Annotated in this window: 27 protein-coding genes, 1 other RNA gene and 1 pseudogene; 9 read left to right on the top strand and 20 right to left on the bottom strand. The window is 65.4% G+C overall.

The genetic code is table 11. From position 1 onward, the window contains the following. Positions 1–123 precede the first annotated feature (123 nt). The 7 genes from QX126_RS00625 to miaA all read right to left on the bottom strand — a co-directional run bounded on the left by QX126_RS00625 (position 124) and on the right by miaA (position 6,510). Positions 124–813 (bottom strand): class I SAM-dependent methyltransferase, encoded by a 690-nt coding sequence (locus QX126_RS00625; protein ID WP_315778683.1) that lies wholly within the window; start codon positions 811–813, stop codon positions 124–126. 3 nt (positions 814–816) lie between these two features. Beyond that, the gene (ilvN, locus tag QX126_RS00630; RefSeq protein ID WP_315736889.1) at positions 817–1,359 is read right to left on the bottom strand and encodes an acetolactate synthase small subunit; all 543 of its coding nucleotides are present in this window, start codon (positions 1,357–1,359) and stop codon (positions 817–819) included. Positions 1,360–1,510: 151 nt separating this feature from the next. Beyond that, positions 1,511–2,494 carry a threonine dehydratase gene (locus QX126_RS00635; RefSeq protein WP_315778684.1) on the bottom strand — a complete coding sequence of 328 codons (984 nt, stop codon included), beginning with the start codon at positions 2,492–2,494 and terminating at the stop codon, positions 1,511–1,513. Between the two features lie 224 nt (positions 2,495–2,718). Further along, positions 2,719–4,488, bottom strand: coding sequence for an acetolactate synthase 3 large subunit (locus tag QX126_RS00640; RefSeq protein ID WP_315778685.1), 1,770 nt, complete (start codon positions 4,486–4,488; stop codon positions 2,719–2,721). A gap of 398 nt (positions 4,489–4,886) precedes the next feature. Continuing rightward, positions 4,887–5,177, bottom strand: coding sequence for a hypothetical protein (locus tag QX126_RS00645; RefSeq protein WP_315778687.1), 291 nt, complete (start codon positions 5,175–5,177; stop codon positions 4,887–4,889). 116 nt (positions 5,178–5,293) lie between these two features. Then, the gene (locus QX126_RS00650) at positions 5,294–5,575 is read right to left on the bottom strand and encodes a FitA-like ribbon-helix-helix domain-containing protein (RefSeq protein WP_315778689.1); all 282 of its coding nucleotides are present in this window, start codon (positions 5,573–5,575) and stop codon (positions 5,294–5,296) included. A 14-nt stretch (positions 5,576–5,589) separates the two neighbouring features. After that, a complete protein-coding gene (miaA, locus tag QX126_RS00655) occupies positions 5,590–6,510 on the bottom strand; it encodes a tRNA (adenosine(37)-N6)-dimethylallyltransferase MiaA (protein ID WP_315778690.1) in 921 nt (306 codons plus the stop codon). A 3-nt stretch (positions 6,511–6,513) separates the two neighbouring features. Between miaA and serB the strand changes: the two genes are divergently transcribed. The 7 genes from serB to arsH all read left to right on the top strand — a co-directional run bounded on the left by serB (position 6,514) and on the right by arsH (position 11,569). After that, a complete protein-coding gene (gene serB / locus QX126_RS00660; RefSeq protein ID WP_315736884.1) occupies positions 6,514–7,404 on the top strand; it encodes a phosphoserine phosphatase SerB in 891 nt (296 codons plus the stop codon). A 562-nt stretch (positions 7,405–7,966) separates the two neighbouring features. Then, positions 7,967–8,230 carry a hypothetical protein gene (locus tag QX126_RS00665; RefSeq protein WP_315736882.1) on the top strand — a complete coding sequence of 88 codons (264 nt, stop codon included), beginning with the start codon at positions 7,967–7,969 and terminating at the stop codon, positions 8,228–8,230. 459 nt (positions 8,231–8,689) lie between these two features. Continuing rightward, complete coding sequence (locus QX126_RS00670; protein WP_315713353.1) at positions 8,690–8,986, top strand: metalloregulator ArsR/SmtB family transcription factor; 297 nt, start codon at positions 8,690–8,692, stop codon at positions 8,984–8,986. After that, the gene (locus QX126_RS00675; RefSeq protein ID WP_315778692.1) at positions 8,983–10,035 is read left to right on the top strand and encodes a permease; all 1,053 of its coding nucleotides are present in this window, start codon (positions 8,983–8,985) and stop codon (positions 10,033–10,035) included. The genes QX126_RS00670 and QX126_RS00675 overlap by 4 nt, the downstream gene beginning before the upstream one ends. A 16-nt stretch (positions 10,036–10,051) precedes the next feature. After that, a complete protein-coding gene (locus QX126_RS00680) occupies positions 10,052–10,288 on the top strand; it encodes a thioredoxin family protein (RefSeq protein WP_315778695.1) in 237 nt (78 codons plus the stop codon). A 165-nt stretch (positions 10,289–10,453) separates the two neighbouring features. After that, on the top strand, positions 10,454–10,789 hold the full coding sequence (locus QX126_RS00685) for a heme-binding protein (protein ID WP_315778697.1): 336 nt from the start codon (positions 10,454–10,456) through the stop codon (positions 10,787–10,789). Between the two features lie 78 nt (positions 10,790–10,867). Next, positions 10,868–11,569: an arsenical resistance protein ArsH gene (arsH, locus tag QX126_RS00690; protein ID WP_315771725.1), complete on the top strand. Its 702-nt coding sequence runs from the start codon at positions 10,868–10,870 to the stop codon at positions 11,567–11,569. A gap of 269 nt (positions 11,570–11,838) precedes the next feature. Here the strand turns inward: arsH and QX126_RS00695 are convergent, their stop codons facing one another. The 13 genes and pseudogenes from QX126_RS00695 to QX126_RS00755 form a co-directional block, all read right to left on the bottom strand. Then, a complete protein-coding gene (locus tag QX126_RS00695) occupies positions 11,839–12,804 on the bottom strand; it encodes an IS110 family transposase (RefSeq protein WP_315778699.1) in 966 nt (321 codons plus the stop codon). Between the two features lie 993 nt (positions 12,805–13,797). Then, complete coding sequence (locus QX126_RS00700; RefSeq protein ID WP_315778701.1) at positions 13,798–15,300, bottom strand: Do family serine endopeptidase; 1,503 nt, start codon at positions 15,298–15,300, stop codon at positions 13,798–13,800. Between the two features lie 226 nt (positions 15,301–15,526). Beyond that, a complete protein-coding gene (locus QX126_RS00705; RefSeq protein ID WP_008960820.1) occupies positions 15,527–15,733 on the bottom strand; it encodes a DUF2065 domain-containing protein in 207 nt (68 codons plus the stop codon). Positions 15,734–15,853: 120 nt separating this feature from the next. Then, positions 15,854–16,792 (bottom strand): protease modulator HflC, encoded by a 939-nt coding sequence (hflC, locus tag QX126_RS00710; protein ID WP_315778703.1) that lies wholly within the window; start codon positions 16,790–16,792, stop codon positions 15,854–15,856. Continuing rightward, on the bottom strand, positions 16,789–17,916 hold the full coding sequence (gene hflK / locus QX126_RS00715) for an FtsH protease activity modulator HflK (RefSeq protein WP_315736878.1): 1,128 nt from the start codon (positions 17,914–17,916) through the stop codon (positions 16,789–16,791). The genes hflC and hflK overlap by 4 nt, the downstream gene beginning before the upstream one ends. A 248-nt stretch (positions 17,917–18,164) precedes the next feature. Next, entirely contained in the window at positions 18,165–18,677 is a 513-nt protein-coding gene (locus QX126_RS00720) for a dihydrofolate reductase (RefSeq protein ID WP_315778705.1), read from the bottom strand. After that, the gene (locus QX126_RS00725; RefSeq protein WP_315736874.1) at positions 18,674–19,159 is read right to left on the bottom strand and encodes a GNAT family N-acetyltransferase; all 486 of its coding nucleotides are present in this window, start codon (positions 19,157–19,159) and stop codon (positions 18,674–18,676) included. The genes QX126_RS00720 and QX126_RS00725 overlap by 4 nt, the downstream gene beginning before the upstream one ends. Positions 19,160–19,162: 3 nt before the next feature. Next, positions 19,163–19,957 carry a thymidylate synthase gene (locus tag QX126_RS00730; protein WP_315736873.1) on the bottom strand — a complete coding sequence of 265 codons (795 nt, stop codon included), beginning with the start codon at positions 19,955–19,957 and terminating at the stop codon, positions 19,163–19,165. Between the two features lie 180 nt (positions 19,958–20,137). Continuing rightward, a pseudogene (locus QX126_RS00735) lies at positions 20,138–20,317 on the bottom strand (tripartite tricarboxylate transporter substrate binding protein BugD); the annotation flags it as partial. A 1-nt stretch (position 20,318) separates the two neighbouring features. Continuing rightward, positions 20,319–21,833 (bottom strand): tripartite tricarboxylate transporter permease, encoded by a 1,515-nt coding sequence (locus QX126_RS00740; protein WP_315778707.1) that lies wholly within the window; start codon positions 21,831–21,833, stop codon positions 20,319–20,321. Between the two features lie 7 nt (positions 21,834–21,840). Next, positions 21,841–22,620: a tripartite tricarboxylate transporter TctB family protein gene (locus tag QX126_RS00745; protein WP_315778709.1), complete on the bottom strand. Its 780-nt coding sequence runs from the start codon at positions 22,618–22,620 to the stop codon at positions 21,841–21,843. Between the two features lie 97 nt (positions 22,621–22,717). Beyond that, positions 22,718–23,251 (bottom strand): chromate transporter, encoded by a 534-nt coding sequence (locus QX126_RS00750; RefSeq protein ID WP_315778710.1) that lies wholly within the window; start codon positions 23,249–23,251, stop codon positions 22,718–22,720. Then, positions 23,248–23,844: a chromate transporter gene (locus QX126_RS00755; RefSeq protein ID WP_315778712.1), complete on the bottom strand. Its 597-nt coding sequence runs from the start codon at positions 23,842–23,844 to the stop codon at positions 23,248–23,250. Before QX126_RS00755 ends, QX126_RS00750 begins: the two co-directional genes overlap by 4 nt. 95 nt (positions 23,845–23,939) lie before the next feature. On the opposite strand from QX126_RS00755, the gene ssrA reads away from it, so the two are divergent. Both ssrA and QX126_RS00765 read left to right on the top strand, forming a co-directional pair. Further along, positions 23,940–24,294: a transfer-messenger RNA gene (gene ssrA / locus QX126_RS00760) on the top strand. Between the two features lie 279 nt (positions 24,295–24,573). Further along, entirely contained in the window at positions 24,574–25,104 is a 531-nt protein-coding gene (locus QX126_RS00765; protein WP_315778714.1) for an SspB family protein, read from the top strand. Positions 25,105–25,154 lie beyond the last annotated feature (50 nt).

Consider the following 25,154-nt stretch of genomic DNA (forward strand, 5'->3'; position numbering starts at 1 on the left):
CCGGCGTGGAGGCATCACTCCACCCCGGCTCACATCGCAGCTTCGCGCGATGTGAGCCGACCCTCCCCCTCCAGGGGAGGGTGGCAGCGTGCCCACTTCACCGTCGTGCAAAAACATCAGCGCCTAGCCCTGCCCCGCCGGCTTCTGCAGCACGTAGGTGGCGTGCATCGGCGCATGGTAGTCGGCGGAGACCGTCACGAATCCGACCTCGGCGAGCATGCGCTCCATCACCCAGGCGAAGGTCGAGTTCTCGTCACGCATGTGGGTGATGACGCTGTCGCGAGCGAGGTCGTGGTTCTTGATGTTGAAGTCCGCCCACTGCTCGACCGAGCGCTCGGCGCCGTCGGGCATGCTGACATAGACAATGTCGCGCAGGAAGAACTGCGCGCCCGGCTTCAGCGCCGCGAAGATCCGCGCCAGCGCCACCGCCTTCCAGAAATCCGGCAGATGGTGCAGCGTGAACTCGCTGGCGATCAGGTCGTAGGTCGCAGCCTCATAGGCGAACGACAGCAGCCCCGCCGAATGCATCCGCACCGCGGTACGGCGGTCGCGGCTGTAGATCCGGGTCAGCGCCAGCATCGCCGGCGAGATGTCGATGGCGTCGACCACCGCGCCCAGCAGCGCCGCTTCGGTCGCCAGCACACCGTTGCCGCAGCCGATGTCGGCCACCCGCCAACCCGGCTTGACGCCGAGCATCTTCAGAGCTGCGCGCGCGCGCTCGTCGGCATCATCGCCCGAGCCATAGATCGAGGCCACGGCATGGTCGAGCCCGATCCGGTTGCGTTCGTTGTAGTACCAGTCGCGCGCCAGCATGGCTCACATCCCTTCCGATCCCCGCCCGATCGCCGCAATGCCGGTCCTGGCGACTTCCACCAGGCCGAGCGGACGCATCAGATCGATGAATTGCGTGATCTTGTCGGTATTGCCTGTGATCTCGAACACGAAGCTTTCCGTGGTGGCGTCGATCACCCGGGCGCGGAACGCATCCGCCAGCCGCAGCGCCTCGACGCGCGGCTCGCCGGTGCCGCGCACCTTGACCATCGCGAGCTCGCGCTCGATCGCGCGCTTGGTGAGCGTCATGTCGACGACGCGGTAGACCGGGATCATGCGGTCGAGCTGGTGCTTGATCTGCTGAATCACCATCGGCGTGCCGGTCGTCACGATGGTGATGCGCGACAGATGCTTCTGGCTCTCGGTCTCGGAGACGGTGAGGCTCTCGATGTTGTAGCCGCGGCCCGAGAACAGGCCGATGACGCGCGCGAGCACGCCCGGCTCGTTCTGGACCAGCACCGCAAGCGTGTGCGTCTCGTTCGGATCGTGACGCTCTTCCATGAAATAGGCCGATGCTGGCTGGTTCATTGGTGTCCCCTTGTTCCCTCTGCCGTCATGCCCGCGCAGGCAGGCATCCGGTCGACGCCGGCCGTCGTGAGACTCACGATCGCCGCGGCGTACTGGATCGCCCGGTCGCGCCGGGCGATGACAGTGGTTTGTGTGGCAGGCCGGGTGCGCATCATGCAGCTCCCGCTTCGGCATGAGCGGCCGCCGGCATCACCCAGCGCCTGAACAGGTCGAGATCGATGTTGCCGCCCGTGAGCACCAGGCCGACGCGCTTGCCGGCGAGCCTGCCCTTTTCCTGCAACGCACCTGCGAGCGGTGCCGCGCCGGCGCCTTCGGCGAGATTGTGGGTGTCGGTCCAGAGAATGCGCACGGCCTCGGCGATCTCGGCGTCGCTGACCTGCACGATGCGCGAGGCGCCTTTAAGAATGATCGCCAGCGCATCGGCATCGGGACTGCGGGTGGCAAGGCCGTCGGCGTGCGTATCGGCGCTGTTGGTCGTCACGACGGTGCGGGCCGCAAACGACAGCGCGTAGGACGGCGCCTCGGTCGATTGAACGCCGACGATCTCGGTCTTCAGGCCCAAGAGATCACGCGCCAGGATGCAGCCGCAGATGCCCGAGCCCTGCCCGATCGAGACGTAGAGCACGTCGAGATCGGGCGCGCTGCGGAACAGCTCCAGCGCGTAGGTGGCGACGCCGCGCACGAGATCGGGATGGAACGACGGCACCATGTGCAGGCCGTCGCGCGCGGCGTGGCGGCCAGCCTCCTCGCGCGCCTCCTGGAAGTCGCTGCCGTGCTCGATCAGCTCGGCGCCGAACGCCGCCATGGCGCGGTTCTTCTCGACCGAATTGCCATGCGGCACATAGATCGTCACCGGCAGGCCGTTGCGACGGCCGGCAAACGCAACGCTCTGGCCATGATTGCCGCGCGTCGCGGTGATCAGGCCGCGAACGCCGGGATGCGTGCGCTTCAGGTTGTCGACATAGACCAGCCCGCCGCGCACCTTGAAGGCGCCGGCCGGGGTGTGGTTCTCGTGCTTGACGACGACATGCGTCCCCAGCCGCTGCGCCAGCAGCGGCCACGCATGCGCCGGCGTCGCCGGCACCGCGGCCGCGACGATGGCGTGGGCGGCTTCGAGCTCGGCTAGTGTGAACACGGCCGCCTCCTGATCACAGCTGTCATGCCCGCGAAAGCGGGCATCCAGTACGCCGTCGCCGTCGTAGGACTCATGGTGGCCGCGGCGTACTGGATCGCCCGGTCCCGTCTTCGCCAAGGCTTCGACGAGGCCGCGCGTTCAGGGCGCGCCGAAGCTTTAGCGAAGGCGGCAAGCCGGGCGATGACAGCGGAGTGTTGGGTTGGCATCGCCCTCACGATCAGTCCTCACACCAGCGCCTTGCCGCCGGCGAACGCCGCGGCCGGATCGGACGCTTCCGCCGGCAGGATCATCTCGTTGTGCGCCTTGCCGGACGGAATCATCGGGAAGCAGTTCTCCAGCGCCGCGACGCGGCAGTCGAATAGCACCGGCTTCTTGACCGAGATCATCTCCTTGATCGCGCCGTCGAGATCGCCGGGCTTAGACACCTGCAGGCCGACGCCGCCATAGGCCTCTGCCAGCTTGACGAAGTCCGGCAGCGCCTCCGAGTAGGAATGCGACAGGCGGTTGCCGTGCAGGAGCTGCTGCCACTGCCGCACCATGCCCATGTACTGGTTGTTGAGGATGAAGATCTTGACCGGCAGCTCGTACTGCACGGCCGTCGACATCTCCTGCATCGTCATCTGCACCGAGGCGTCGCCGCCGATGTCGATGACGAGGCTGTCGGGATGCGCCACCTGCACGCCGATCGCGGCCGGCAGGCCGTAGCCCATGGTGCCGAGCCCGCCCGAGGTCATCCAGCGGTGCGGCTCCTCGAAGCCGTAGAACTGCGCCGCCCACATCTGGTGCTGGCCGACCTCGGTGGTGATGTAGGTGTCGCGCCCGCGCGTCAGCTCGAACAGCCGCTGGATCGCATATTGCGGCATGATCACGTCGCGGTTCGGCTTGAAGGCGAGCGAGTTGCGCGCGCGCCAGGTGGCGATCTGCTGCCACCACGCCTTGATGTCGGGCTTCTTCGCCTCGGCCCTGAACACCTGCAGGATGTCGGCGAGCACATCGCCGCAATCGCCGATGATCGGCACGTCGACGCGGATGTTCTTGTTGATCGAGGACGGATCGATGTCGATGTGGATCTTCTTCGAGTTCGGCGAGAACGCGTCGGTGCGGCCGGTGATGCGGTCGTCGAAGCGCGCACCGACGCACAGCATGACGTCGCAATCATGCATCGTCATGTTGGCCTCGTAGGTGCCGTGCATGCCGAGCATGCCGAGCCAGTTGGTGCCCGACGCCGGATAGGCGCCCAGCCCCATCAGGGTCGAGGTGATCGGGAAGCCCGTCACCTCGACCAGCTCGCGCAACAGCTTCGAGGCCTCGGTCCCCGCATTGATGACGCCGCCACCGGAATAGATCACCGGCCGCTTGGCGCCGGCCAGCAGCGCCACCGCCTTGCGGATCTGCGTCGCATCGCCCTTGACGCGCGGGGCGTAGGAGATGTGCACGTCCGACTTGCGCGGCGGATGATAGGTTCCGGTCGCGAACTGCACGTCCTTCGGCACGTCGACGACGACCGGACCCGGACGGCCCGTGGTCGCGACGTAGAACGCCTCGTGCAGCACTTTTGCGAGATCGTTGACGTTGCGGACCAGCCAATTGTGCTTGGTGCAGGGCCGGGTGATGCCGACCGTATCGCACTCCTGGAAGGCGTCGTTGCCGATCAGGTGCGTCGGCACCTGGCCGGTGATGCAGACCAGCGGGATCGAGTCCATCAGCGCGTCGGCCAGCGGGGTCACCATGTTGGTGGCGCCGGGGCCCGAGGTCACCAGCACGACGCCGGGCTTGCCGGTCGAGCGCGCATAGCCTTCGGCGGCGTGGCCGGCGCCCTGCTCGTGGCGGACCAGGATGTGCTGAACCTCGCTCTGCTGGAAGATCTCGTCATAGATCGGAAGCACCGCGCCGCCGGGATAGCCGAAGAGGTGCTGCACGCCGTGGTCGATGAGCGCGCGCACGATCATCGCGGCGCCGGTCATCTGGTTCGGATCGTGGCTCTTGTCGGTCATGGCAGGCTCCGGATCGCTTCTGTCAGCGGCTTGTCGTCTTGGTCGGTCGGGTCTAGCGGATGGCTTCGGTCAGTGGCTCGGCTGGTCGGTTCGACGGCTTCCGGGCAATAAAAAAGGGCCCTGGAAGGCCCTGCGCACCGCTCGGATCATGGATGGCCGCTAGCCATCCCCGGCGATGCGCCTGGGTACGACTACAATAAGGATGGCGGTAATAATGTTGCGCATGGTGCCGATCTAACTTCCCAAAGGTTGCGCGAAAGATAGCCAGCGATGCCCCAATGTCAAGGCAAAGCCGGCTCGTCAGCGCGATTTTGTAATGTTAACGCGGAATTTTCCGTTCGGCGAGCGGTAAATGAGCCCCCGGCCGTCACTCCGGGGCAACGTCTGCACTTCTCGTTCTAAGACCTCGGGGCATTCTCCCTCATTTTCAAGCGAAACCACATGAACTCTCGGGCAAGCTTACGAGAGTCCAGCAACTCAGTTAGGACGTGTTCAATATCTTTGGGGTCCAAAGAGCCAGCAATGGCATCATGAATCACCTGCTCATTTGCGAATCCACGGACATCCGCGAAATAGTTTGGACCCGGTATTCCCATACTTGTCCCAAGGCGGAAATGCTTTCGATCCTGGCCCGCAGCGCGACCATAAAACTCGAACTGCATCGATTGTCCGTCGTTCTTGGTTCCCAAGGGTGCCTCCTCCTCTGAGACCAACCACACACCAGGATGGTTGTTAGCCATGAGCTTCGCAAGGACGGGTAGCGATGTGGAGGTCCTTGCCCCGCATTAGTAGGGTTCACAGAACCTTAAGTCCCGTCCTCCCGCTGCGGGGCCTGGAATGATCGAAGCGTGCTGCGGGGCTCCCGAAGACGCCGTAGTTCTTCATCCAAGTCGACGCCGGGCCTCGAAATTGAGAATAGCCAACTGCCGAACGGTTCATCGTCATCGGCGGAACCAGCTTCCTCGCGCGCAAGCTTCTCCAGTATCTCAAACAGATAGGCATCCAAGCTGAGGCCCCGCAGCTCGGCCCTGCGGCGCAGCAAGCTCATTGTGGTCTCGTCGACGTCACGGATCAGAATATCTGCCATCGTGATCTCCTCCTTCACTCGGCTGACGCCACCCACGCCCGCGCCTGCTCCGGCGTCATCCACCCGAACTCCGGCAGCTGATGCCGGAACCAGGTGAACTGCCGCTTGGCATAATGGCGGGTGTCGGCCTTGCCGATGACGGCCGCCTCCTCCCGCGTGATCTCCCCGCGGAGATAACGGATCAGCGCCGGCACGCCGTGCGCCTTCATGGCCGGGAGCAGCGGATCGAGCCCGCGGGCCGCCAGCTGTTCAACCTCCTCCAGCGCGCCGCGATCCAGCATCAGATCGAACCTCGCGTCGATCCGCGCATAGAGCGTCTCGCGCTCCGGCGCGATGAACAGCGCCCGATAGCTGCCCTCCGGCAGCAGCGGCGGGGTGGTCTCGGCATGCCACTCGGCCAATGGCCGACCGGTGGCTTCGATCACCTCCAGCGCGCGGGCGACGCGGGTGCGGTCGCGCACGTTCAGCCGCGCGCCCGCCGCCGGATCGCGCCGCGCCAGCTCGGCATGCAGCGCCTCGACCCCGTCGCGGTCGAGCCGCAGGCGCACCGCGTCTCGGACCTCGTCAGGGACGGGCGGGACCGCCGCCAATCCCCGTGTCAGCGCTTTGAAGTACAGCCCGGTGCCGCCGATGAAAATCGGCAGCCGCCCGGCCGCGTGCGCCTCGGCAAGAACGACCGCGGCATCCCGGACATAGTGGCCGGCCGAGTAGTTCACGGCTGCGTCGACATGGCCGTAGAGCCGGTGCGGCACATCAGCCTCGTCGTCAGGTGTTGGCCGCGCCGTCAGGATTCTCAGGTCACGGTAAACCTGCATGGAATCGGCGTTGATGACGACCCCGCCCGCTTTTTGCGCAAGTTCCACCGCCAGCGCCGACTTGCCGCTGGCGGTCGGCCCTGCGATAAGCACGGCTTTGTTGATCCCTGGCAAAGTCACCTGATGTCTCTCGTCGCCACCTTCATCTGCAATCCCGCCGATCCCGCGCTTGATACCACGATCGTGGAGGCCTTCCTGGCCGTGCTGCCCTCGCCGGGCACGCCGCGCTGGCTGTTCGACGAGGTCGCGATCGACATCCCCTTCGCCCACGACGGCGAGGTCCACAAGCTCGAGGCGCGCCTGCGCGACCTGCGCGGCGACATGCCGATCGACATCGTCGTGCAGCCCGAAGCCGTCCGGCGCAAGAAGCTTTTTCTCGCCGACATGGATAGCACCATGATCGGCCAGGAATGCATCGACGAGCTCGCCGACTTCGCCGGGCTGAAGCCGCGTGTCGCCGCCATTACCGAGCGCGCCATGCGCGGCGAGATCGCGTTCGAGCCGGCGTTGCGCGAACGCGTCGCATTGCTGAAGGACCTGCCGGTGAGCGTCGTCGACGAGGTCCTGACCAAACGCATCAAGCTGACGCCGGGCGGCCGTCATCTGGTGATGACCATGCGCGCACACGGCGCCTATACCTGCCTGATCTCCGGCGGCTTCACGCTGTTCACCAGCGCCATCGCGGCCAAGATCGGCTTCCAGGAGAACCGCGCCAATGAGCTCGTCATCGATGGCGGCAAGCTCACCGGCGAGGTGCGCGAGCCGATCATCGGCCGCGACGCCAAGCTCGCCACCCTGATCGAGCTGCGCGAGTCGTTCGATCTCGACGAGATCGACACCCTGGCGGTCGGCGACGGCGCCAACGACCTCGGCATGATCGAGGCGGCCGGCCTCGGCGTCGCCTATCACGCCAAGCCCGCGGTCTCGGCCGCCGCCTCGGCCCGCATCGACCACGGCGACCTCACCGCCCTGCTCTATGCGCAAGGCTACACGCGCGATCAGTTCGTCGACTGACAGGGCCGCCGCCGTGGCGCGGATGTCAAACGACGCGTGCAAGCGAAGCGCAATACGGCGCCCTCTCCCCTTGTTGTGAGAGAGGACGCATTCATGGGCAGCCGCCAGGCCGTCATTGCGAGCGCAGTGGCGCAGCGAAGCAATCCAGAGTCGGACGCAAGGCTCTGGATTGCGTCGTCGCTTCGCGATCAGCGCAGCCTGCTGCGCGTGACATTTGATCAAAGTCTTGCGAACGCTCGGCGATCGCAATCGGACGCCGTATACGAATCGCCACCGCAAGCAAAGCCGTTACGAAAAGCCTGATCAGCACATCATTAGGATTTTATTTCAATCCTACGCACTCGCACGTAACTTCATTCCAATCTCATCTCAGATCGCAGATCAGATCATTCGCCCTCCGCATCAAGGCGGGGCGCGCAGTGTCGCTTTAACCGCATCACCAATCGATGAATTGTCAAATCATGCTGCAGCGCATATAAAGCTGACAAGGCTAGGGAGTGTCCAAGGAAACGAAAGCGATTGCACGCGATGCAATCGATCATCGTCACAAAAGGACCTCCCGATGACCATCAAGCACATCATTCCCGGCTCTCTTCTTGCCCTCGCGCTGCTGACCGGCGCGGCTGTCGCCGGTGAGCTGCCGAGCTACGAAGTCGGCGCGCTGCCGGCCACCCCGCACCAGCTTTCTGTCGTCGGTGCATCCGCCGCGCAGCAGACCATCGCCGCGGACAGCGCCGCCTCCCCGCACCAGCTCGCCGTGCTCGCCCAGCACCGTCGCAGCGCCGCTCTCGTCGCTCCGACCACCGTGGGCAGCGTTCGCAACTGAGCGACGCGAGCAACCCATCGTCACATAGGCAGCGCGCGTCTCGCTCGGCGAGGCCGCGCTCCCTATCCGAGAAAACGCGTGGCGTCGCGCGTGGTGAATATCCTGGACATCCGCTCCGCGGACAGCCCAGACGCCCAGCCCGCTGCACCTTTGGGTCTTCGAGGCCAACATCGCCGCTCTCCGCTTTCATGCCCCGCTCGGCGGCCGCGTCGTCGAGACCAGTCGCACGGACATTCCGGCCGCCGGCGGCAAGACCATCCTGCGCGTGCATTGGCCTGACGCCAAGCAGCTCGCCTAATTTCCCAACCTGGATCTCGCAGGGCGTCGCCGCGCGGGCCATGCATCACCAGCCATTGTCAGCCTGACGCCGCGCGCCGCGCCGATTGCCGGTCAAACCGCACATCCATAACCATTATATGCGCTATTGCGCAAATACGAAAATACGCATATATCGCCGCCATGTCCGATCCTGTCCCGCTGCTCGCCGCTCTGGCCGAGCCGACCCGTCTCGCCGCCCTGCGCATCCTTTGGGACGGCGGCGAGCATTGCGTCTGCGAGCTCATGCGGCAGCTCCGAGCCAGCGCATCGCGCATGAGCCGGCACATGTCCGCCCTCAAGGCCGCCGGTCTCGTCATCGACCGGCGTGACGCCCAGTGGGTCCGGTATCGGCTGAGCCCTGACCTGACGCCCGATCGCCGCGCCATCCTCGACGCCGTCATGGCGGCCATGCCTGAGCCGAACAGGAGCGCAGCATGAAAACCGAAGCTTCGACCTATCCTGACGGGTCGGCATCGGCTGCGATCTGGATCATGGCGACGGCAACTGCCGTCGCGATGTGGTTTGCGATCTACTGGCAGCTTGAGGCGCTCTCGGCATGGCTGGTGTCGTTGCTGCCGGTGCCCCGCGGCAGCCATCTGGAACAAGCCGCGCGCTTCTTCGTGTTCGACGCGCCCAAGGTGCTGATGCTGATGACGCTGGTCGTATTCGGCATGGGCGTCGTGCGCAGCTTCTTTTCAGCCGAGCGAACCCGCGCATTGCTCGCCGGCAAGCGCGAGGGCCTCGGCAACGTCGCGGCTGCGATCCTCGGCGTATTCACTCCCTTCTGCTCGTGCTCGGCGGTGCCGCTCTTCGTCGGCTTCGTCTCGGCGAGCGTCCCACTCGGCGTGACCTTCTCGTTCCTGATTGCGGCGCCAATGGTGAATGAGGTCGCGCTCGGCCTGCTGTTCGCGCTGGTCGGCTGGAGGATCGCCGCGATCTATCTGGCCTTCGGCCTGGCGGTCGCGATCGTGGCGGGATGGATCATCGGACGACTGCATCTCGAAGGCTGGCTCGAGGAATGGGTTCGCAACGTGCGCGCAGGACAGGCGGATCTACAGCCGGATTCACAGACCGTCGCCAATCGGATCCGGGCCGGGATTGACGCGGTGCGCGACATCGTCGGCCGCGTCTGGGCCTGGATCATCATCGGCATTGCGGCGGGCGCATTCATTCACGGCTATGTCCCGAACGACCTGCTCGCCTCGATCATGGGCAAGGACCAATGGTGGTCCGTGCCGGCCGTGGTGCTGATCGGCGTGCCGATGTACGCCAACGCTGCGGGCATCATTCCCGTCGTCGAGGCGCTGCTCGGCAAGGGCGCGGCGCTCGGAACGGTGCTCGCCTTCATGATGAGCGTCATCGCGCTTTCGTTTCCCGAGATGCTCATTCTGCGCAAGGTGCTGACGCTCCGGCTGATCGCTGTCTTCGCGGGCGTGGTCGCCGCCGGCATCGTCGCCGTCGGCTATCTCTTCAACGCCCTGTTCTGATGAAAGGACAAGCCCCATGAAGAACGTCAAAATTCTCGGCGCCGGCTGCAAGCGCTGTGTTCAGACCGCAGCAATGGCCTCCTCGGAAGCAAGCAAGCTCGGCATCGAGATCGAGCTGGAAAAGATCACGGACTTCGCCGACATCGCCCGGTTCGGCATCTCCTCGACGCCGGGCGTGGTGATCGACGGCAAGGTCGTCCATGCGGGCGGCCTGCCGAAGCCAGAAGACATGGCGAAATGGCTGTCGGCGTGATGGTGTTGCGTCCGCTGCTCGCAGTGGTCCTCCTGCTCGGCCCGGCTTTCGTGGCGCGCGCCGACGAACCCACGTGGACGCGCCGGATCATCGCGCCGGACACGGCGCTCAAGGCGGCACAGGCGGCGCTCGCCGGAGTGCCGCAAACGCGGCTGGCAGGCTACCGTGACCGTGAGCGATCCGTCGGGGCTCGCGCTGGTCACCCTGCGCGATCGTTTCGCCGGCTGGCATACGCTAGAGGCCGCGACGGGCAAGGCGCGGACGGCCGCGAGCTGGCGCGAGGCGACGAGCACGCTCGCAGCCCGCCTGGCACGACCGGATGCTCGGGAACGGGCCATCGTCAACGTTCCCGGCGTTGTCGTGGTCGGCGGCGGCATGCCAATAGAGGCCGCTGGCCAGCAGGTCGGAGCGATCGGCGTATCCGGCGCGCCCGGAGGCGACAACGACGACATCTGCGCGAACGCCGGCATCGAAGCCGTCGCTGCGGACATCGCGTTCTGAGCGCTTGTACCGGCGGATCTCGAACGAGGACGGCCAACGCCGATCATTTTGCCGGAGGATACCGCGTTGTCTGACACGATGCCTCAATTGGACGAAACCTCATTCCGTGCCATCGACCGCGCGAAGCTGCTGGAGCCTGCGCTCTCCTCCCACCCTCCGCGAATCCTGCTGCTCTACGGATCGCTCCGGCAACGCTCGTTCAGCCGGCTGCTGACCGAGGAAGCGGCGCGCATTCTCGTGCGCTTCGGCGCGGAGACACGGACTTTCGATCCGCACGGCTTGCCGCTGGTCGACGACGCCGAGCCGGATCATCCGAAGGTCCGCGAGCTGCGCGACCTCGTGACCTGGTGCGAAGGCATGGTGTGGTGCTCGCCGGAGCGGCACGGCGCGATGACCGGCGTGATGAAGACCCAGATCGACTGGATCCCGCTGTCGCTCGGGGCCGTCAGGCCGACGCAGGGCAAGACATTGGCCGTGATGCAGGTCAGTGGCGGCTCGCAGTCGTTCAACGCGGTCAATCAGCTTCGGGTGCTCGGCCGCTGGATGCGGCTGATCACCATCCCGAACCAGTCATCGGTGCCGAAGGCGTTCGCGGAGTTCGACGACACCGATCGCATGAAGCCGTCGTCCTACTACGATCGCGTCGTTGACGTCATGGAAGAGCTCGTCAAGTTCACACTGCTGACGCGCGACCGGGCGGACTATCTGGTCGACCGCTATTCCGAGCGCAAGGAAAGTGCCGAGGAGCTTTCGAAGCGGGTCAACCAGCGATCGCTCTGAGCCGGCGCCTGCCGTGGAGCGGCTGCCGCCCGTTTAATTCTGGAAAAAATAAATATCTTGCTATTTTACAGAATTCATGATTGTCTAGCGCCATCCCGCCTCACTGCGGAGCAACTGTGCTGTTGAGGTAGGCCGGCGAACGGCCGGCCTCAAGGCTGGCGCGAGACGCGCCCCCGCCTTCGGCGGCTGAAGGCCTTGACCCCGTCCGCTCGCCGTCCTGTTGGCTTGGCATGCACTCGGTCGTGGACCGAGCGCAGTGTGGCGCTCGATCAGTTCATCGCAACGCGCGGCTGCTTGGGATTCCATTTTTCGCCGCGGGCGATCATCGTGTTGAGGATGATGATCAGCTTGCGCATGCAGGCGATGAGGGCAACTTTCGGCTCTTTGCCCTTGGCGATGAGGCGTTCATAGTAGGTCTTAAGCACCGGATTATGCTGCGTCGCTGCCCCGAGGCAGGGAAGGAACAGGCCGTTTCTCACCCAGCGCCGACCTCCCTTGATGTGGCGCTCGCCTCGGCGCCTGCCGCTGTCGTCGTCGTAAGGGGCAACACCGATCAGGGCAGCGGCGATCCTGTCACTCACCTTGCCGAGCTCCGGCGCTCCTGCGATGAGGAGCGCGGAGGTCATGACGGCAAGCCCCGGCACACTTTCAATGATCTCGGCGCGCTCGGCAAATTCCGGCGTCGCCTTGACCCTGGCGAAGATCGCAGCCTCGAGCTTCGCAATCTGAGCCGCGAGCGTCTTCAACACCTGGGAATGGGCCTTCTGCGCCAATCCCGGCACAACATGCTCGGTCTGGTTCTGCAAACGGGTTTTCAGATCCATCAGATTCTTGCGCGCTTTCACCAGCCCCGCCAGTTCCTCGCGTGCAGCATCGTAGGTCTGGCTCGGTGCCTCGTCGAACGTCTCGGCGAACCAGGCGATCATCTCTGCGTCGATCGTGTCGTTCTTCGCCAATCGACCCGCCGACAAGGCGAAGCTGCGAACCCGTTTGGGATCAACGATCCGCACCTCTATCCCGGCCTCGCGCAGCGCCTTGGCCCATTCGCGCTCATAGCCGCCGCTGGCCTCCATGACGGCCTTGGTCACCTTGTGCTTGCGAAGCAAGGCCACCAGCTGGCGATGCCCAAGCGAACTGCTCGGGAATATCTGCCGTACTCCGAGTTTCCGAATGCAGCCGTCCACCTTGTCCTTGGCCACATCGATACCAGCGACACCATTTGCGATCTGTGTCATCATCCACTCCCTTCCTTGCCTTGTATGGGCTCGAAGCCCTTGCAACTGTTCGGGTTGAGGAAGATCACCGGAGCTGTCCCTCGCTCTGATACAGGCTCTGCCGCGTTTGGGGCGTACCGGGCTCAGATCCAGCGACGGGCGGTTTTGCGAGAACCGCCCGTTCGCGCATTCTGGCAGATCTGGCGTACACAAGGGGCGTAGCGCGCGATCGTCACGACACGCGAGGCGGGGAGCGGTGGCCGCGAGAGATCGCAGCATTCTCTTCAATGAGAGTGCGGACGAACGATCGCTCGCGGACGTGAAGTCGCAGCGTCCTGACACCCCGATGCTGGTGTCACGCTCGTGACAATGCTTCGCATTGCATTGGCAATGGTGGCCAACAAGCCCGGCGCACCAGGGAGACTGCGTATAAGCGTGAAGACCGCCGCGCAGGGAATGCCGGTTGAATCGGCTTTGCCTGTGGTACCTGCCGCCTGCATTTTTTCAGCAGGCGGGCCATGGGTGAGGCCTTCACCCGGCATTCCCTGCGCCCTCTGCATTTCGAGAGGGACGAACTGATTGCAGACCTCGGGCGCGATGCGCCGCGAGACTGCAAAGCTATGTCGATTGCTGTTTGAGCCGTGAATTCGCCTTGCGAACCGTCGTCGTCCCGGACAAGCCACGGCGCGCGCCAGCGCGTCGGGGCGCCGATCCGGGACCCATACGCCGCGGCCGTCGTGACGAGCAAACGGCCAATGATCAGCCCGGCCCAAACTGCTCTCTGGGGCTATGGGTCCCGGCTCAAGGCCGGGACGACAGCGGAGTGTGGAGCTGCCGTAGGGTGGGCAAAGCAGCCGTCCGCAGGGCGGCAGCGTGCCCACCGTCGTGCCGCGAACGCAGAGCCACATGGTGGGCACGGCGCGCGAGAGAGCGTCGTACCAAGCGTAGGTCACGGTGCGCCTTTGCCCCACCCTACGCACCGTACCCCGCGATGTGGAGGCGTGGACTCCTGCCCTACTGCAAACTCAACGCCACGAAGCGCAGCTCGCCGTCGGCGTTGGAGACGAGCAGCAGCACCGACTTCTTGCCGTCCTTCTTGAGCTGGTCGACGCGCTTCTTGATGTCGACGCCCGAGGTCACCGCCTCCTGGGCGACCTCGACGATGACGTCGCCGGCCGACAGCCGCTTCTCGGCGGCATCGGAGGCCTGGTCGACGCCGGTGACGACGACGCCCTTGACGCTGTCCTTGATCTTGTAGCGGGCGCGCAGGTCCTTCGACAACGCGGCGAGATCGAGCCCGAGCGCCTTCTGGGTCACCGGCTTCTCGGCCGGCTCGTCCTTCTTGATCGCCGCCTGCTGCACCTTCTCGGTATCCTCGAGCCGACCGAGCTTGACCTTGAGCGTCTGCTCCTGGCCCTTGCGGATGACGATGACGTCGACCTCCTTGCCGACGGCGGTGTCGGCGACGATGCGCGACAGGTCCTTCGGCTCCTTGATGTCATGGCCGTCGAACCTGACGACGACGTCGCCCGGCTCGATGCCAGCCGGCTTGGCCGGTCCCTTGTCGTCGACGCCGGCGACCAGCGCGCCGCGCGCCGGCTTGATGTTGAGGCTCTCCGCGATCTCGTCGGTGACGCCCTGGATGCGCACGCCGAGCCAGCCGCGGCGCAGCTCGCCGAACTGGCGCAGTTGGTCGACGACGCCGGCCACGGTCTTCGACGGCACCGCGAAGCCGATGCCGATCGAGCCGCCCGACGGCGAGATGATCAGCGTGTTGACGCCGATGACCTCGCCCTCGAGGTTGAACAGCGGGCCGCCGGAATTGCCGCGGTTGATGGCGGCGTCGGTCTGGATGTAGCTGTCATAGGGTCCCGACGAGATGTCGCGGTTCTTGGCCGAGACGATGCCGGCGGTGACGGTGCCACCGAGGCTGAACGGGTTGCCGATCGCGACCACCCAATCGCCGAGCCGGAGCTTGTCGGAGTCGCCGAACTTGACCACGGTCAGCGGCCGCGGCGGCTTGAACTTGAGCACCGCAAGGTCGGTCTTCTTGTCGACGCCGACCAGCTCGGCCTTGATCTTGGTGCCGTCGTTGAGGATCACGTTGATCTCATCGGCATCGGCAATGACGTGGTTGTTGGTGACGACAACGCCCGAGTCGTCGACGATGAAGCCCGAGCCCAGCGAGTTGGTGCGGCGCGGCGAGTTGTCGGCACCGCCCCGGCCGCCCGGACCGCCGCGGCGGTTCTTGAAGAAGTCGTCGAAGAACTCCTCGAACGGCGAGCCCGGCGGCACCTGCGGATTGGCGTTCCGCCCCTCGGACGAGCCGCCCTTGGGCTCGACAGTCTGCGAGGTCGAGATGTTGACGACGGCGTCGATCACCTTTTCGGCGACATCGGCGATCCCCTCCGGCCCCCGCGCCGAGGCCGGGGCCGGCGCGAGCGCCCAGCCCGCGGCAAGAACCGCCGCGGTCAGAATCGGGCGCAGTCGACGGCTGAAAGCAAGGGTTGCGGTCATCGGGCGGATCTCCAGAAAAGTCGGCAAATTCAACCGTTACAGTGCGCCGGAACCGGCGGGGGACGCAAGCACGCCGGATCGGACCGCAGATTCATCATTGAGGGCGACCTAATACGGCAAAATGGCGCAGCCATCGCCTCACAATGGCGTTGGCCGGCCGGCGGACCGTCGTTTGCCGCGGCCGCCCCTCGTTCGGCGAACGCGCAAACGCACAACAATCCGCCGCTCAGATCGGTCGCCGGATCACCCAGATCAGGACCAAACCGGCCACCGCGGAGCCGATGCCGACCGCGCGCAGCACGTTGTCGGGCGTGGTCATCGCGGTCTTCATGGCCCGCCGCATCCACTCCGGACTGGCCGCGAACATCAGGCCTTCGAGCACGAACAGGATACCTAATCCGATGAGGAAATCGGAAAACGCAATGGACCTCATCGGACCCGGACCTCCCGTTCGACCTTCTTGATATGTAACGGGGCGAAGCAACGGCTTCGCCCCGTCCATGTCAACTCCTATTCGCCCGGATCAACCGCCCTGGGCATCAGGCAGGTGCCATCAGGGCTTGGGCGCCGGCACCGCGGCGGCCGCGGTCGAGCCGGCGGTGGACGACGTCTCCGCCGCCGGCTTCCCCGAGGGGTTGGCGAAGTAGCGGAAGAACTCCGAATCGGGCCGCAGCAGGAAGCGGGTGTCGCCGGATTTCAGGCCGTTCTCATACGCCGTCATCGAGCGATAGAAGGCGAAGAAGTCGCGGTCCTTGCTGTAGGCCTCGGCGAACAGCCGGTTGCGTTCGGCATCGCCGGCGCCGCGGGTCTGCTCCGCCTGCGAGTTGGCCTCGGCGACGATCACGGTGGCCTCGCGATCGGCCTTGGACCTGATCTCCTGGGCCTTCTGGCCGCCGAACGCCCGGAACTCCTCGGCCTCGCGCTGCCGCTCGGTCTTCATCCGGTTGTACACCGCTTGGCTGTTGGCCTCCGGCAGGTCGGCGCGGCGGATGCGGACGTCGACCACCTGGATGCCATAGGCGTCGGCCTCCTTGTCGAGCTGATCGCGGATCTTGCGCATCAAGCCCTCGCGCTCGTCGCGCACGACTTGCGTGAAGGTGACCTCGCCGAGCACGCGGCGCAACGAGGCGTTGAGCAGCGTGCCGAGCTGGACGTTGGCGGTCTGGATCGAGCCGACGCTCTGGTAGAATTGCAGCGCGTTCTTGATCTTGTAGCGCGCGAAGGCGTCGACGACGAGCCGCTTCTGGTCGAAGGCGATCACTTCCTGCGAGGGGTTCTCGAGGTCGAGGATGCGCTTGTCGATCGAGATCACGTTGTCGATGAACGGCGCCTTGAAGTTCAGGCCAGGCTCGGTGACGACGTCGACCGGCTTGCCGAACCGCACGACCAGCGCCTGCTCGGTCTGCTGCACGGTGAACAGCGAGCTGTAGCCGATGACGACGAGCACGAGCACGGCGACGAGCGCGACGATGCCTGCAACGGGGGACCTCATCGGACGCCTCCCTGCTGAGCGGCCGGCGCCGTACGGCGCGGCAGGAGATCGCCGAGCGGCAGCAGCGGCACGGGGCCGCCGGAGGCACCGCTGTCGAGCACGAGCTTCTCCGAGCCGCCGAGCACGCGCTCCATGGTCTCGAGATAGATCCGTTCGCGGGTCACGTCGGGCGCCTTCTTGTACTCGTCATAGACCTTGAGGAAGCGCGCGCTCTGGCCCTTGGCCTCGGCGATCGCCTGCTCCTTGTAGCCTTCGGCGACCTGCAGGATCTGCGCGGCGCGACCGCGCGCATCCGGCACGACCTTGTTGGCGTAGGTCTGGGCTTCATTCTGGAGACGCTCGAGGTCGGCACGCGCCGCCTGGACGTCGCGGAACGCCTCGATCACCTGGGCCGGCGGATCGACCTTCTGCATCTGCACCTGGGTGATCTGGATGCCGGAGCCGTAGTTATCGAGCGTCTTCTGCATCAGCTCCTGCACGTTCTGCTCGATCACGGTGCGGGCGCCGGTGAGAATCGGCTGGATGTTCGACCGGCCGATCACCTCGCGCATCGCGCTCTCGGCCACCGCCTTCACGGTGCCCTCGGGGTTCTGGATGTTGAACAGGAAGTCGGCGGCGCCCTTCGGCTTGATGCGCCAGAGAACGGTGACGTCGACGTCGACGATGTTCTCGTCGCCGGTCAGCATCAGGCTTTCCTCGGGGACATCGCGACCGCCGCGGCCGCGCCGGCCGGGATCGTCATTGGCGGTGATGCCGATCGAGATCGAGTTGACGCGCAGCGCCTTGGGCAGCAGCACGGTCTCGATGGGATAAGGCAGGTGATAGCGCAGGCCCGGCTGCTCATCGCGGACATATTTGCCGAAGCGGAGCACAACGCCGAGCTCCTCGGACTGCACGCGGTAGATACCGGAGGCGAGCCAGATGATGATGGCGCCGAGCACGATCAGCAGGACGCCGGCGGTGCCGAAGCCGCCACCGGGGATGAACTGCTGCAGCCGGTCCTGGCCGCGCCGCAGAAGATCTTCCAGGTCGGGCGGCCTTGGACCGACCGGTTGCGGTCCCGAGCCCCAGGGCCCCTTCGGACCCTGACCCCACGGGCCTCCGCCCTGATTCTTCCACGCCATCGATCGATCTCCTCCGAGAGGCTGAGTGTGCACCAACGCCGGCCCCGACGGTCGCCGGGTTATAAGGGACGGCCCCGCCCCTTACAACGTAGCGCTCCAGCTAAGCCCGAACCGGGTTTTGTCAATGTAAACAGGGCCGGAAGCGCCGGTTTGCCGCGGCCTCAAATCCGCCACGCGGCCAAACAACGCGACTTCATCATTAACGGACGGTCTTGAACGGCCGTCGCGCCGGTCCCACCGGCAAACGCTCACCGCCGCCGGCGATAGGTGACGTAGGAGAATTCGGCCTGATCGTCAGGCCCCGAGGCATGGCGCTCCCGCGCCACCTCCTCCCATTGCGCCGCGTCGATCGCCGGAAACACGGTATCGCCCGGCGGGCTCGCATGCACCTCGGTGATCTCCAACCGGTCGGCGATCGGCATCGTCGCAGCAAAGAGCTCGGTGCCTCCGATAACCGCGATCTCCGCGGCTGAACGCCGCAGCGCATCACCACGCGCGATGCCGAGCGCTTCATCGACGGTATGGGTCACGATCGCGCCCGGCGCGCGAAACTCGGCATCGCGGGTGACGACGATGTTGGTGCGGCCCGGCAGCGGCCGGCGCGGAAACGAGATGAAGGTCTTGCGGCCCATCACGATCGGGCGGCCCATGGTCATCGCCTTGAAGCGCTGCATGTCACTCTTCTGCCGCCACGGGATCGCACCGGCGGCGCCGATGATGCCGTTGTCGGCGACTGCGACGATCAGCACGATCTCGATCACGGCGCCCTCTCCGCGAGCTGAGCGAGCGCCTCGCCCATGACCTTGCAGAGCTTCCAGTCGTCCATCAGCTCGGCACCGAGCGACTTGTAGAAGGTGATCGACGGCGCGTTCCAGTCGAGCACCGACCATTGCAGCCGCGCCCAGTTGCGCTCGACACAGGTGCGAGCGAGATGGCCGAGCAGCGCCTGGCCGATGCCGTTGCGGCGAAACGCGGGGCGAACGAACAGGTCCTCGAGATAGATGCCGGGCTTTCCGGCGAAGGTGGAGAAATTGACGAACCAGACCGCAAAGCCCGCGACCTCGCCGTTCCACTCGGCGATGTCGCAGAACAGCGTGGGATGCGCGCAGAACAGCGCCGCGGCGATGTCCGCCTCGCTGGCTGAAACCTCGTGCGAGAGCTTCTCGTAGTCGGCGAGCTCCCGGATCAGCGCGAACACGCTTCCGATGTCGTCAGGCCGGGCGCTGCGGATCGACAGTGGCATGCGTCAGACCGCGACCTCGGCCTTGATATGCGGATGCGGATCGTAGCCGGCGAGCGCGAAGTCCTCGTAGCGGAAGCCGAAGATGTCCTTGACGTCCGGATTGAGCGTCATGGTCGGCAGCGGACGGGGCGCGCGGGTGAGTTGCAGCCGCGCCTGCTCGATGTGGTTGGAATAGAGATGCACGTCGCCGAAGGAGTGCACGAATTCGCCGGGCTTCAATCCCGTCACCTGCGCCACCATCATCGTCAGCAGCGCGTAGGAGGCGATGTTGAAGGGCACGCCGAGGAACACGTCGGCCGAGCGCTGATAGAGCTGGCACGACAATTTGCCGTTCACGACGTAGAACTGGAACAGGCAATGACACGGCGGCAGCGCCATCTTGTCGACGTCGGCTGGATTCCAGGCGGTCACGATCAGCCGGCGCGAATCCGGATTGCGCCTGATCATGTCGATCACGCCTCCGATCTGGTCGATATGGCCGCCGTCCGGCGTCGGCCACGAGCGCCACTGATAGCCGTAGACGGGGCCGAGATCGCCATTGGCATCGGCCCACTCGTCCCAGATGGTGACGCCGTTGTCGTGAAGGTATTTGATGTTGGTGTCGCCCTTCAGGAACCACAGCAGCTCGTGCACGATCGCCTTCAGCGGCAGCCGCTTGGTGGTCACCAGCGGAAAGCCGGCCGCAAGGTTGAAGCGCATCTGGTGGCCGAACACCGACAGCGTGCCGGTGCCGGTGCGGTCGTGTTTCTCGGCACCGTCGGACAGGATGCGTTCGAGCAGGTCGTGATACTGGTGCATGGTGCGCGCTGGCGGCCTTTCGCAGAAGGCGGCGAATTTAACGGCAGGAACCGCCCGGCCCTAGCCTCGACTCGGCCCGGTCGCCAATTATACCCCGAAAATTGTCGGCCGCCGCCGCAAATGACAAGGGCGGAACCGTCCGTTTCGCCCTGCCCCTTCCGCCTCGATGGTCGTCTCGCGCTAGCTCGCCGGCTTGAGCACCGCGGTCCATTTGATGATTTCCGCCTTCACCAGCGCCGCCAGCGCTTCCGGCGTGCGGTCCGCAGCACCGGGAATGACGCTATCGAACTCAAGCAGGCGCTTGCGGACGCCCTCGTCGTCGAGCGCCTGGGCAGCGGCGGCGTTGAGCTGGCCCGCGAGGTCAGCCTTCGCTTTCCACGAAAACCTCGTCGCGCTTGCGGCGCAGCGTCGGCAGCACCGCCAGCACCAGCAGCCCCGCGGCAATCGCGAGCAGCACGGCGGACAGCGGCCGCGTCAGGAACACCGACCAGTCGCCGCGCGAGATCAACAGCGCGCGGCGCAGGTTCTCCTCCATCAGCGGCCCCAGCACCATGCCGAGCAGCAGCGGCGCCGGCTCGAAATCATGCTTGATCAGCCAGTAGCCGACGAGGCCAAACGCGCCCGCCAGGATGACATCGACCGGCGCGTTGTTGACGGAGTAGATCCCGATCGCGCAGAAGATCACGATCGACGGGAACATCAGCCGGTACGGCACGCGCAAGAGCCGCACCCAGATGCCGACCAGCGGCAGGTTGATGATGATCAGCATGAGATTGCCGATCCACATCGAGGCGATCATGCCCCAGACCAGGTCGGGCTGCTTCTGCATCACCTGCGGGCCCGGCACGATGCCGTGGATGGTCATCGCGCCGACCATCAGCGCCATGACCGCATTCGGCGGAATGCCGAGCGTCAGCAGCGGAATGAAGGAGGTTTGGGCCGCCGCATTGTTGGCGCTCTCCGGCGCCGCGACGCCCTCGATCGCACCGCGACCGAACCGCGACGGATCTCGCGCGAGCTTCTTCTCCAGCGTATAGGCCGCGAACGAGGCGATCACCGCACCGCCGCCCGGCAGGATGCCGAGGATCGAGCCGAGCACCGTGCCGCGCAGGATCGCCGGCGTGGAGTCTTTCAGATCCTTCCGGGTCGGCATCAGGCCGGTGATCTTCTTCTGCACGAGGTCGCGGTCCATCTCCGCGCCGGCATCGAGATTGCGGATGATCTCGGCAAATCCGAACACGCCCATCGCGACGGTGGCAAAGCCCAGGCCGTCGGCGAGCTCGGGAATATTGAAGGCCATGCGCGAGACGCCGGTCTCGATGTCCGAGCCGACCATCGACAGCAGCAGGCCGAGCACGATCATTGCGATCGCCTTCAGCACCGAGCCCTTCGCCAGCACGACTGCGAAGATCAGGCCCAGCACCATCAGCGAGAAATACTCGGCTGGGCCGAACGCCAGCGCGAGCTTGGTCAACGGCGCGCCGAGGATCGCAATCAGCACGGTGGCAACGCAGCCGGCGAAGAATGAGCCGATCGCGGCAATCGCCAGCGCCGGACCGGCACGGCCCTGCTTCGCCATCTGGAAGCCGTCGAGCGCGGTTACCACCGACGTCGCCTCGCCAGGAATGTTGACCAGGATCGACGTCGTCGAGCCGCCATACTGGGCGCCGTAGTAGATGCCGGCCAGCATGATCAGCGCGCCGACCGGCGGCAGGCCGAAGGTGATCGGCAGCAACATCGCGACGGTGGCGATGGTCCCGATGCCCGGGAGAACGCCGACCAGCGTGCCGACCAGCGCGCCGATCAGGCACATCAGCAGATTGATCGGCGACAACGCGACGGCGAAACCGTGGGCGAGATTTGCAAACAGATCCATCACGCCCTCACTGCAAAAGGAAACGCGGCAACAGCGGCATCGGCAACCCCAGCACGTAGGGGAACAGCAGCGCGCAGCCGCCGGTCAGGCAGATGCCGACGATCAGGGCCTCGCGCCAGCGCGTCTCGGGGCTGCCGATCGCCGCGATCAGGAAGCTTGCAAGCCCCGTGACCAATAGTCCGAGCGGGCGAATGGAGACGGCGAAGGTCAGGATCGCGAGCGAGACGAACAGCGGTCCGCGCCAGTGATAGGTCGCAAGCTGCGCGCCTTCACTCACGACGCCGATCACGGCCACGGCAGCTCCGAGCCCCAGCAGCAGCAGACCGAACATCCGCGGCGCAGTTCCGGCACCGAACGAGAAGCCGCGCATGCCCTGCAGATCGCTGGAGGCCCACAGCGCGAACAGCGCGATCGCCATCAGCACGACGCCGCCGAAATAGTCCTGCGGCGCGCGTGGACGTACCATGAATGTGAACACCGCGACCGCGATCAGCGGATAGGTGTAGATGAGAGCCAGCAGAATATCGGAAGACAGCGAGGTCTTGCCGCTTGCGGCATATTGCTGCGCCAGGCTCGGGATCGCCATTGACAAGGCCGACGCATGGGCCGCAATGACCTGCAGCGGACCGCGTCCGGATAGTGGCGCCACGAGACCAGCCAAGGCGATCAGCAGTTCGATGATCTGTGGCGCGAAGGCAAGGACCAGAATGATCGATGCGCCGGTTGCGCTGCGGGCAGCCGGCATGCCCGCCGTTTCGCCCGACAATTGGCCCGTGGTCTCGGCCATGCCTCGCCCTCCCCGATCGGCCTTGATGGCCGGCACTGTTTTCGTTCGGCGGCCCGGAGCAAACCGGTCGCGCTTCTATTTTGCCTAGCGACTTTCCCTAGAGAAGGCCAGCAAAACCAAGACAGCCGCCCGCGGCGAGCAGCCAGAGCGGATTGAGTCGCGTCATAGATGCAACGACTGCGGCAAGGACCGTCAGCGCGAACGCCCGCCACGTCTGGTCGGAAGCCTGACCGAGAATCCATGCGCTCGCCGCCATCAAGCCGATCGACAGCGGCACCAGCGTCGCCTGCAGAATGGCGGGCCAGCGCGCATCCCGCGCATTCGAGAGCCAGCGGCTGACAAAATAGGAGAGCACGGCGGTGGGACCGCACATCGCGATCGTCGCGACCGCCGCACCTGCCACGCCTGCAACCGAATAGCCGATCAGGGTGACGATCAGAACGTTGGGCCCGGGCGACAATTGCGAGAGTGCGAACAGATCGGCGAACTGTTTGTCCGTCATCCAGTGCCGGGCCTCGACTGCAACACGTTGCAGTTCGGGAATCGCCGCCACTGCGCCGCCAACCGCAAACAGCGAGATCAACGCAAAGGTCCAGAACAGCTGGAACAGCGGATTGTCGTCCCCGCTCATCGTGCCCGCCGCGTCTTGGCATAGGTGACGGCAAGGCTGAGCGGCACGGCCACCAGCAGAACCTCCTGAAGCGGCAGGCGCGCCAACCCGATCGCCACGAACACGCCGGCCACGACGACGAGGCCCGCCAGGTCGATCTTCTTCAGGAGCGGCGAGATCATGCGAAACACCACCGACGCCAGCAGGCCCACGGCCACGCAGGACACGCCAGCAAGCCCCCGTCGCCACGTGTCGGCTTGTCCAAAATGACCGTAGATGGCGCCGAGAGAGGTGATCAGCAGCATCGGAGGCCCGAGCAGGCCGGCAAAGGCAGCGAGTGCGCCGGGGACACCGCGCAACCGCGCGCCGAACACCACGGAGAAATTCACGATGTTGGGTCCGGGCAGGAAATGGCAGAGCGCGAAGGTCGCGTTGAACTCCTCCGCCGTCATCCAGCGATGCTCATCGACGATTGCACGCCTGGCGAACACCAGCACGCCCCCAAAGCCCGACAGCGACATTTTCGCGAATGCGAAGAAGAGCGTGCGAAGGTTGGGCGGGTGTTTGGCGATGTCGGCCGCGGGAGAGGCAACCCGCGCAACTTCGGAAGGCATGCCGCACTGTAGGAGGACAAAAACCAGAATGCCAAGGTTGAACCAGAGGGTTCCCGGCAGCCGCCCACATTTTTGTCGCGTGCCGCGGCGTTTCGGCCCTGTGCATCCGCCGGCCGGGGGCCTATATAGAACCTGCCGGCTTGCCGGCTATGGAAATAAATCGCCGTCGAAATAAACCATTCGGACCCGGGGGCGGTACCCGGCGCCTCCACCAAAGCCCATCGACAGATGGGTTTTGGCGGGGGCGAAATAGGATCGACGAGGGCGTAAAGGGCGAGCTTTTTCCCGGTATTGTTCCGCCGTTATCGGGCTACTGCAATAGTTGCCAACGACAACTTTGCTCCGGTTGCTCAGGCTGCGTAACGCAGTTTGAAAGACCACCTTAAAGTCCTAACGGGTTAAGCTCCGTTAGGCGGGGTTCGGAGGCACCTGGCAACAGAAGCCTCCACTTTCACGTTCCTCCGCTTTAACCTGTCTCCGCTTTAACCCATCTCCGCTTCAGGGCCGTGCTGTCCCCAGCTTTTTGGCGCGGCTTCGATTCATTCCTTCGTTGACCGGACTTCCGCCAGCTTCTACCCGTTCCCATATCTGGCGATCGACCGGCATGGCTGCTGACCTCAGCGCCGATGCCGGGTACGATGTGATTGACGCGAGTCGGGAATGCTGCTGCCTTGCCGGGCGCGGCCGCCCGAAGCGTCGGGCGCAGCCCTACACGACACAGGACCGATCATGGCGACGGATCATATTCGATACGATGTGCTGGCGCGCGACGCGTTGCGCGGGGTGCTGCGCCGGGTGCTGAGCGACGCTGCCGCCCATGGACTCCCAGGCGAGCATCATTTCTTCATCACATTCGTGTCCAAGGCCGAGGGCGTGAAGCTGTCGCCGCGGCTGCTGGCGCAATATCCGGAGGAGATGACGATCATCCTGCAACACCAGTTCTGGGATCTGGTGGTTTCGGAGGATCGGTTCGAAGTCGGCCTGTCGTTCGGCGGCATCCCTGAGCGCCTCGTGGTGCCGTTCCACGCCATCAAGAGCTTCTTCGATCCGTCCGTACAATTCGGACTGCAGTTCGAGCCGTCGGAGGCGATTGCCGAGACGCCGGCCGCGCCGAAACTGCCGGCCGCGCCGGCGCCATCGGCCATTGCCGGTCCGTTGCCTGCGACGCCGGCCGAAGCCGGCGACGACAAGCCGCTGCCGCCGGCCACGCCAGGAGAAGGCGCCGAAGTCGTGCGTCTGGACCGTTTCCGCAAGAAGTAGGCGCATTCGCCCCGCGCGGAACGACGGTCGGATCACTAGATTGAAGCATG

This window comes from Bradyrhizobium sp. SZCCHNPS1003, from assembly GCF_032381555.1.
Taxonomy (GTDB): Bacteria; Pseudomonadota; Alphaproteobacteria; order Rhizobiales; family Xanthobacteraceae; genus Bradyrhizobium.

What these genes read in the sequence shown, in the direction of transcription:
- QX126_RS00755 (WP_315778712.1), bottom strand. Translation starts at nt 23,844, where the DNA reads ATGCCTTCCGAAGTTGCGCGGGTTGCCTCTCCCGCGGCCGACATCGCC.
- QX126_RS00765 (WP_315778714.1), top strand. Translation starts at nt 24,574, where the DNA reads ATGGCGACGGATCATATTCGATACGATGTGCTGGCGCGCGACGCGTTG.
- QX126_RS00650 (WP_315778689.1), bottom strand. Translation starts at nt 5,575, where the DNA reads ATGGCAGATATTCTGATCCGTGACGTCGACGAGACCACAATGAGCTTG.
- serB (WP_315736884.1), top strand. Translation starts at nt 6,514, where the DNA reads ATGTCTCTCGTCGCCACCTTCATCTGCAATCCCGCCGATCCCGCGCTT.
- QX126_RS00725 (WP_315736874.1), bottom strand. Translation starts at nt 19,159, where the DNA reads ATGCCACTGTCGATCCGCAGCGCCCGGCCTGACGACATCGGAAGCGTG.
- QX126_RS00740 (WP_315778707.1), bottom strand. Translation starts at nt 21,833, where the DNA reads ATGGATCTGTTTGCAAATCTCGCCCACGGTTTCGCCGTCGCGTTGTCG.
- QX126_RS00695 (WP_315778699.1), bottom strand. Translation starts at nt 12,804, where the DNA reads ATGACACAGATCGCAAATGGTGTCGCTGGTATCGATGTGGCCAAGGAC.
- hflK (WP_315736878.1), bottom strand. Translation starts at nt 17,916, where the DNA reads ATGGCGTGGAAGAATCAGGGCGGAGGCCCGTGGGGTCAGGGTCCGAAG.
- QX126_RS00750 (WP_315778710.1), bottom strand. Translation starts at nt 23,251, where the DNA reads ATGAGCGGGGACGACAATCCGCTGTTCCAGCTGTTCTGGACCTTTGCG.
- QX126_RS00730 (WP_315736873.1), bottom strand. Translation starts at nt 19,957, where the DNA reads ATGCACCAGTATCACGACCTGCTCGAACGCATCCTGTCCGACGGTGCC.
- QX126_RS00700 (WP_315778701.1), bottom strand. Translation starts at nt 15,300, where the DNA reads ATGACCGCAACCCTTGCTTTCAGCCGTCGACTGCGCCCGATTCTGACC.
- QX126_RS00640 (WP_315778685.1), bottom strand. Translation starts at nt 4,488, where the DNA reads ATGACCGACAAGAGCCACGATCCGAACCAGATGACCGGCGCCGCGATG.
- QX126_RS00705 (WP_008960820.1), bottom strand. Translation starts at nt 15,733, where the DNA reads ATGAGGTCCATTGCGTTTTCCGATTTCCTCATCGGATTAGGTATCCTG.
- QX126_RS00670 (WP_315713353.1), top strand. Translation starts at nt 8,690, where the DNA reads ATGTCCGATCCTGTCCCGCTGCTCGCCGCTCTGGCCGAGCCGACCCGT.
- QX126_RS00625 (WP_315778683.1), bottom strand. Translation starts at nt 813, where the DNA reads ATGCTGGCGCGCGACTGGTACTACAACGAACGCAACCGGATCGGGCTC.
- QX126_RS00675 (WP_315778692.1), top strand. Translation starts at nt 8,983, where the DNA reads ATGAAAACCGAAGCTTCGACCTATCCTGACGGGTCGGCATCGGCTGCG.
- QX126_RS00680 (WP_315778695.1), top strand. Translation starts at nt 10,052, where the DNA reads ATGAAGAACGTCAAAATTCTCGGCGCCGGCTGCAAGCGCTGTGTTCAG.
- hflC (WP_315778703.1), bottom strand. Translation starts at nt 16,792, where the DNA reads ATGAGGTCCCCCGTTGCAGGCATCGTCGCGCTCGTCGCCGTGCTCGTG.
- ilvN (WP_315736889.1), bottom strand. Translation starts at nt 1,359, where the DNA reads ATGAACCAGCCAGCATCGGCCTATTTCATGGAAGAGCGTCACGATCCG.
- arsH (WP_315771725.1), top strand. Translation starts at nt 10,868, where the DNA reads ATGCCTCAATTGGACGAAACCTCATTCCGTGCCATCGACCGCGCGAAG.
- QX126_RS00665 (WP_315736882.1), top strand. Translation starts at nt 7,967, where the DNA reads ATGACCATCAAGCACATCATTCCCGGCTCTCTTCTTGCCCTCGCGCTG.
- QX126_RS00745 (WP_315778709.1), bottom strand. Translation starts at nt 22,620, where the DNA reads ATGGCCGAGACCACGGGCCAATTGTCGGGCGAAACGGCGGGCATGCCG.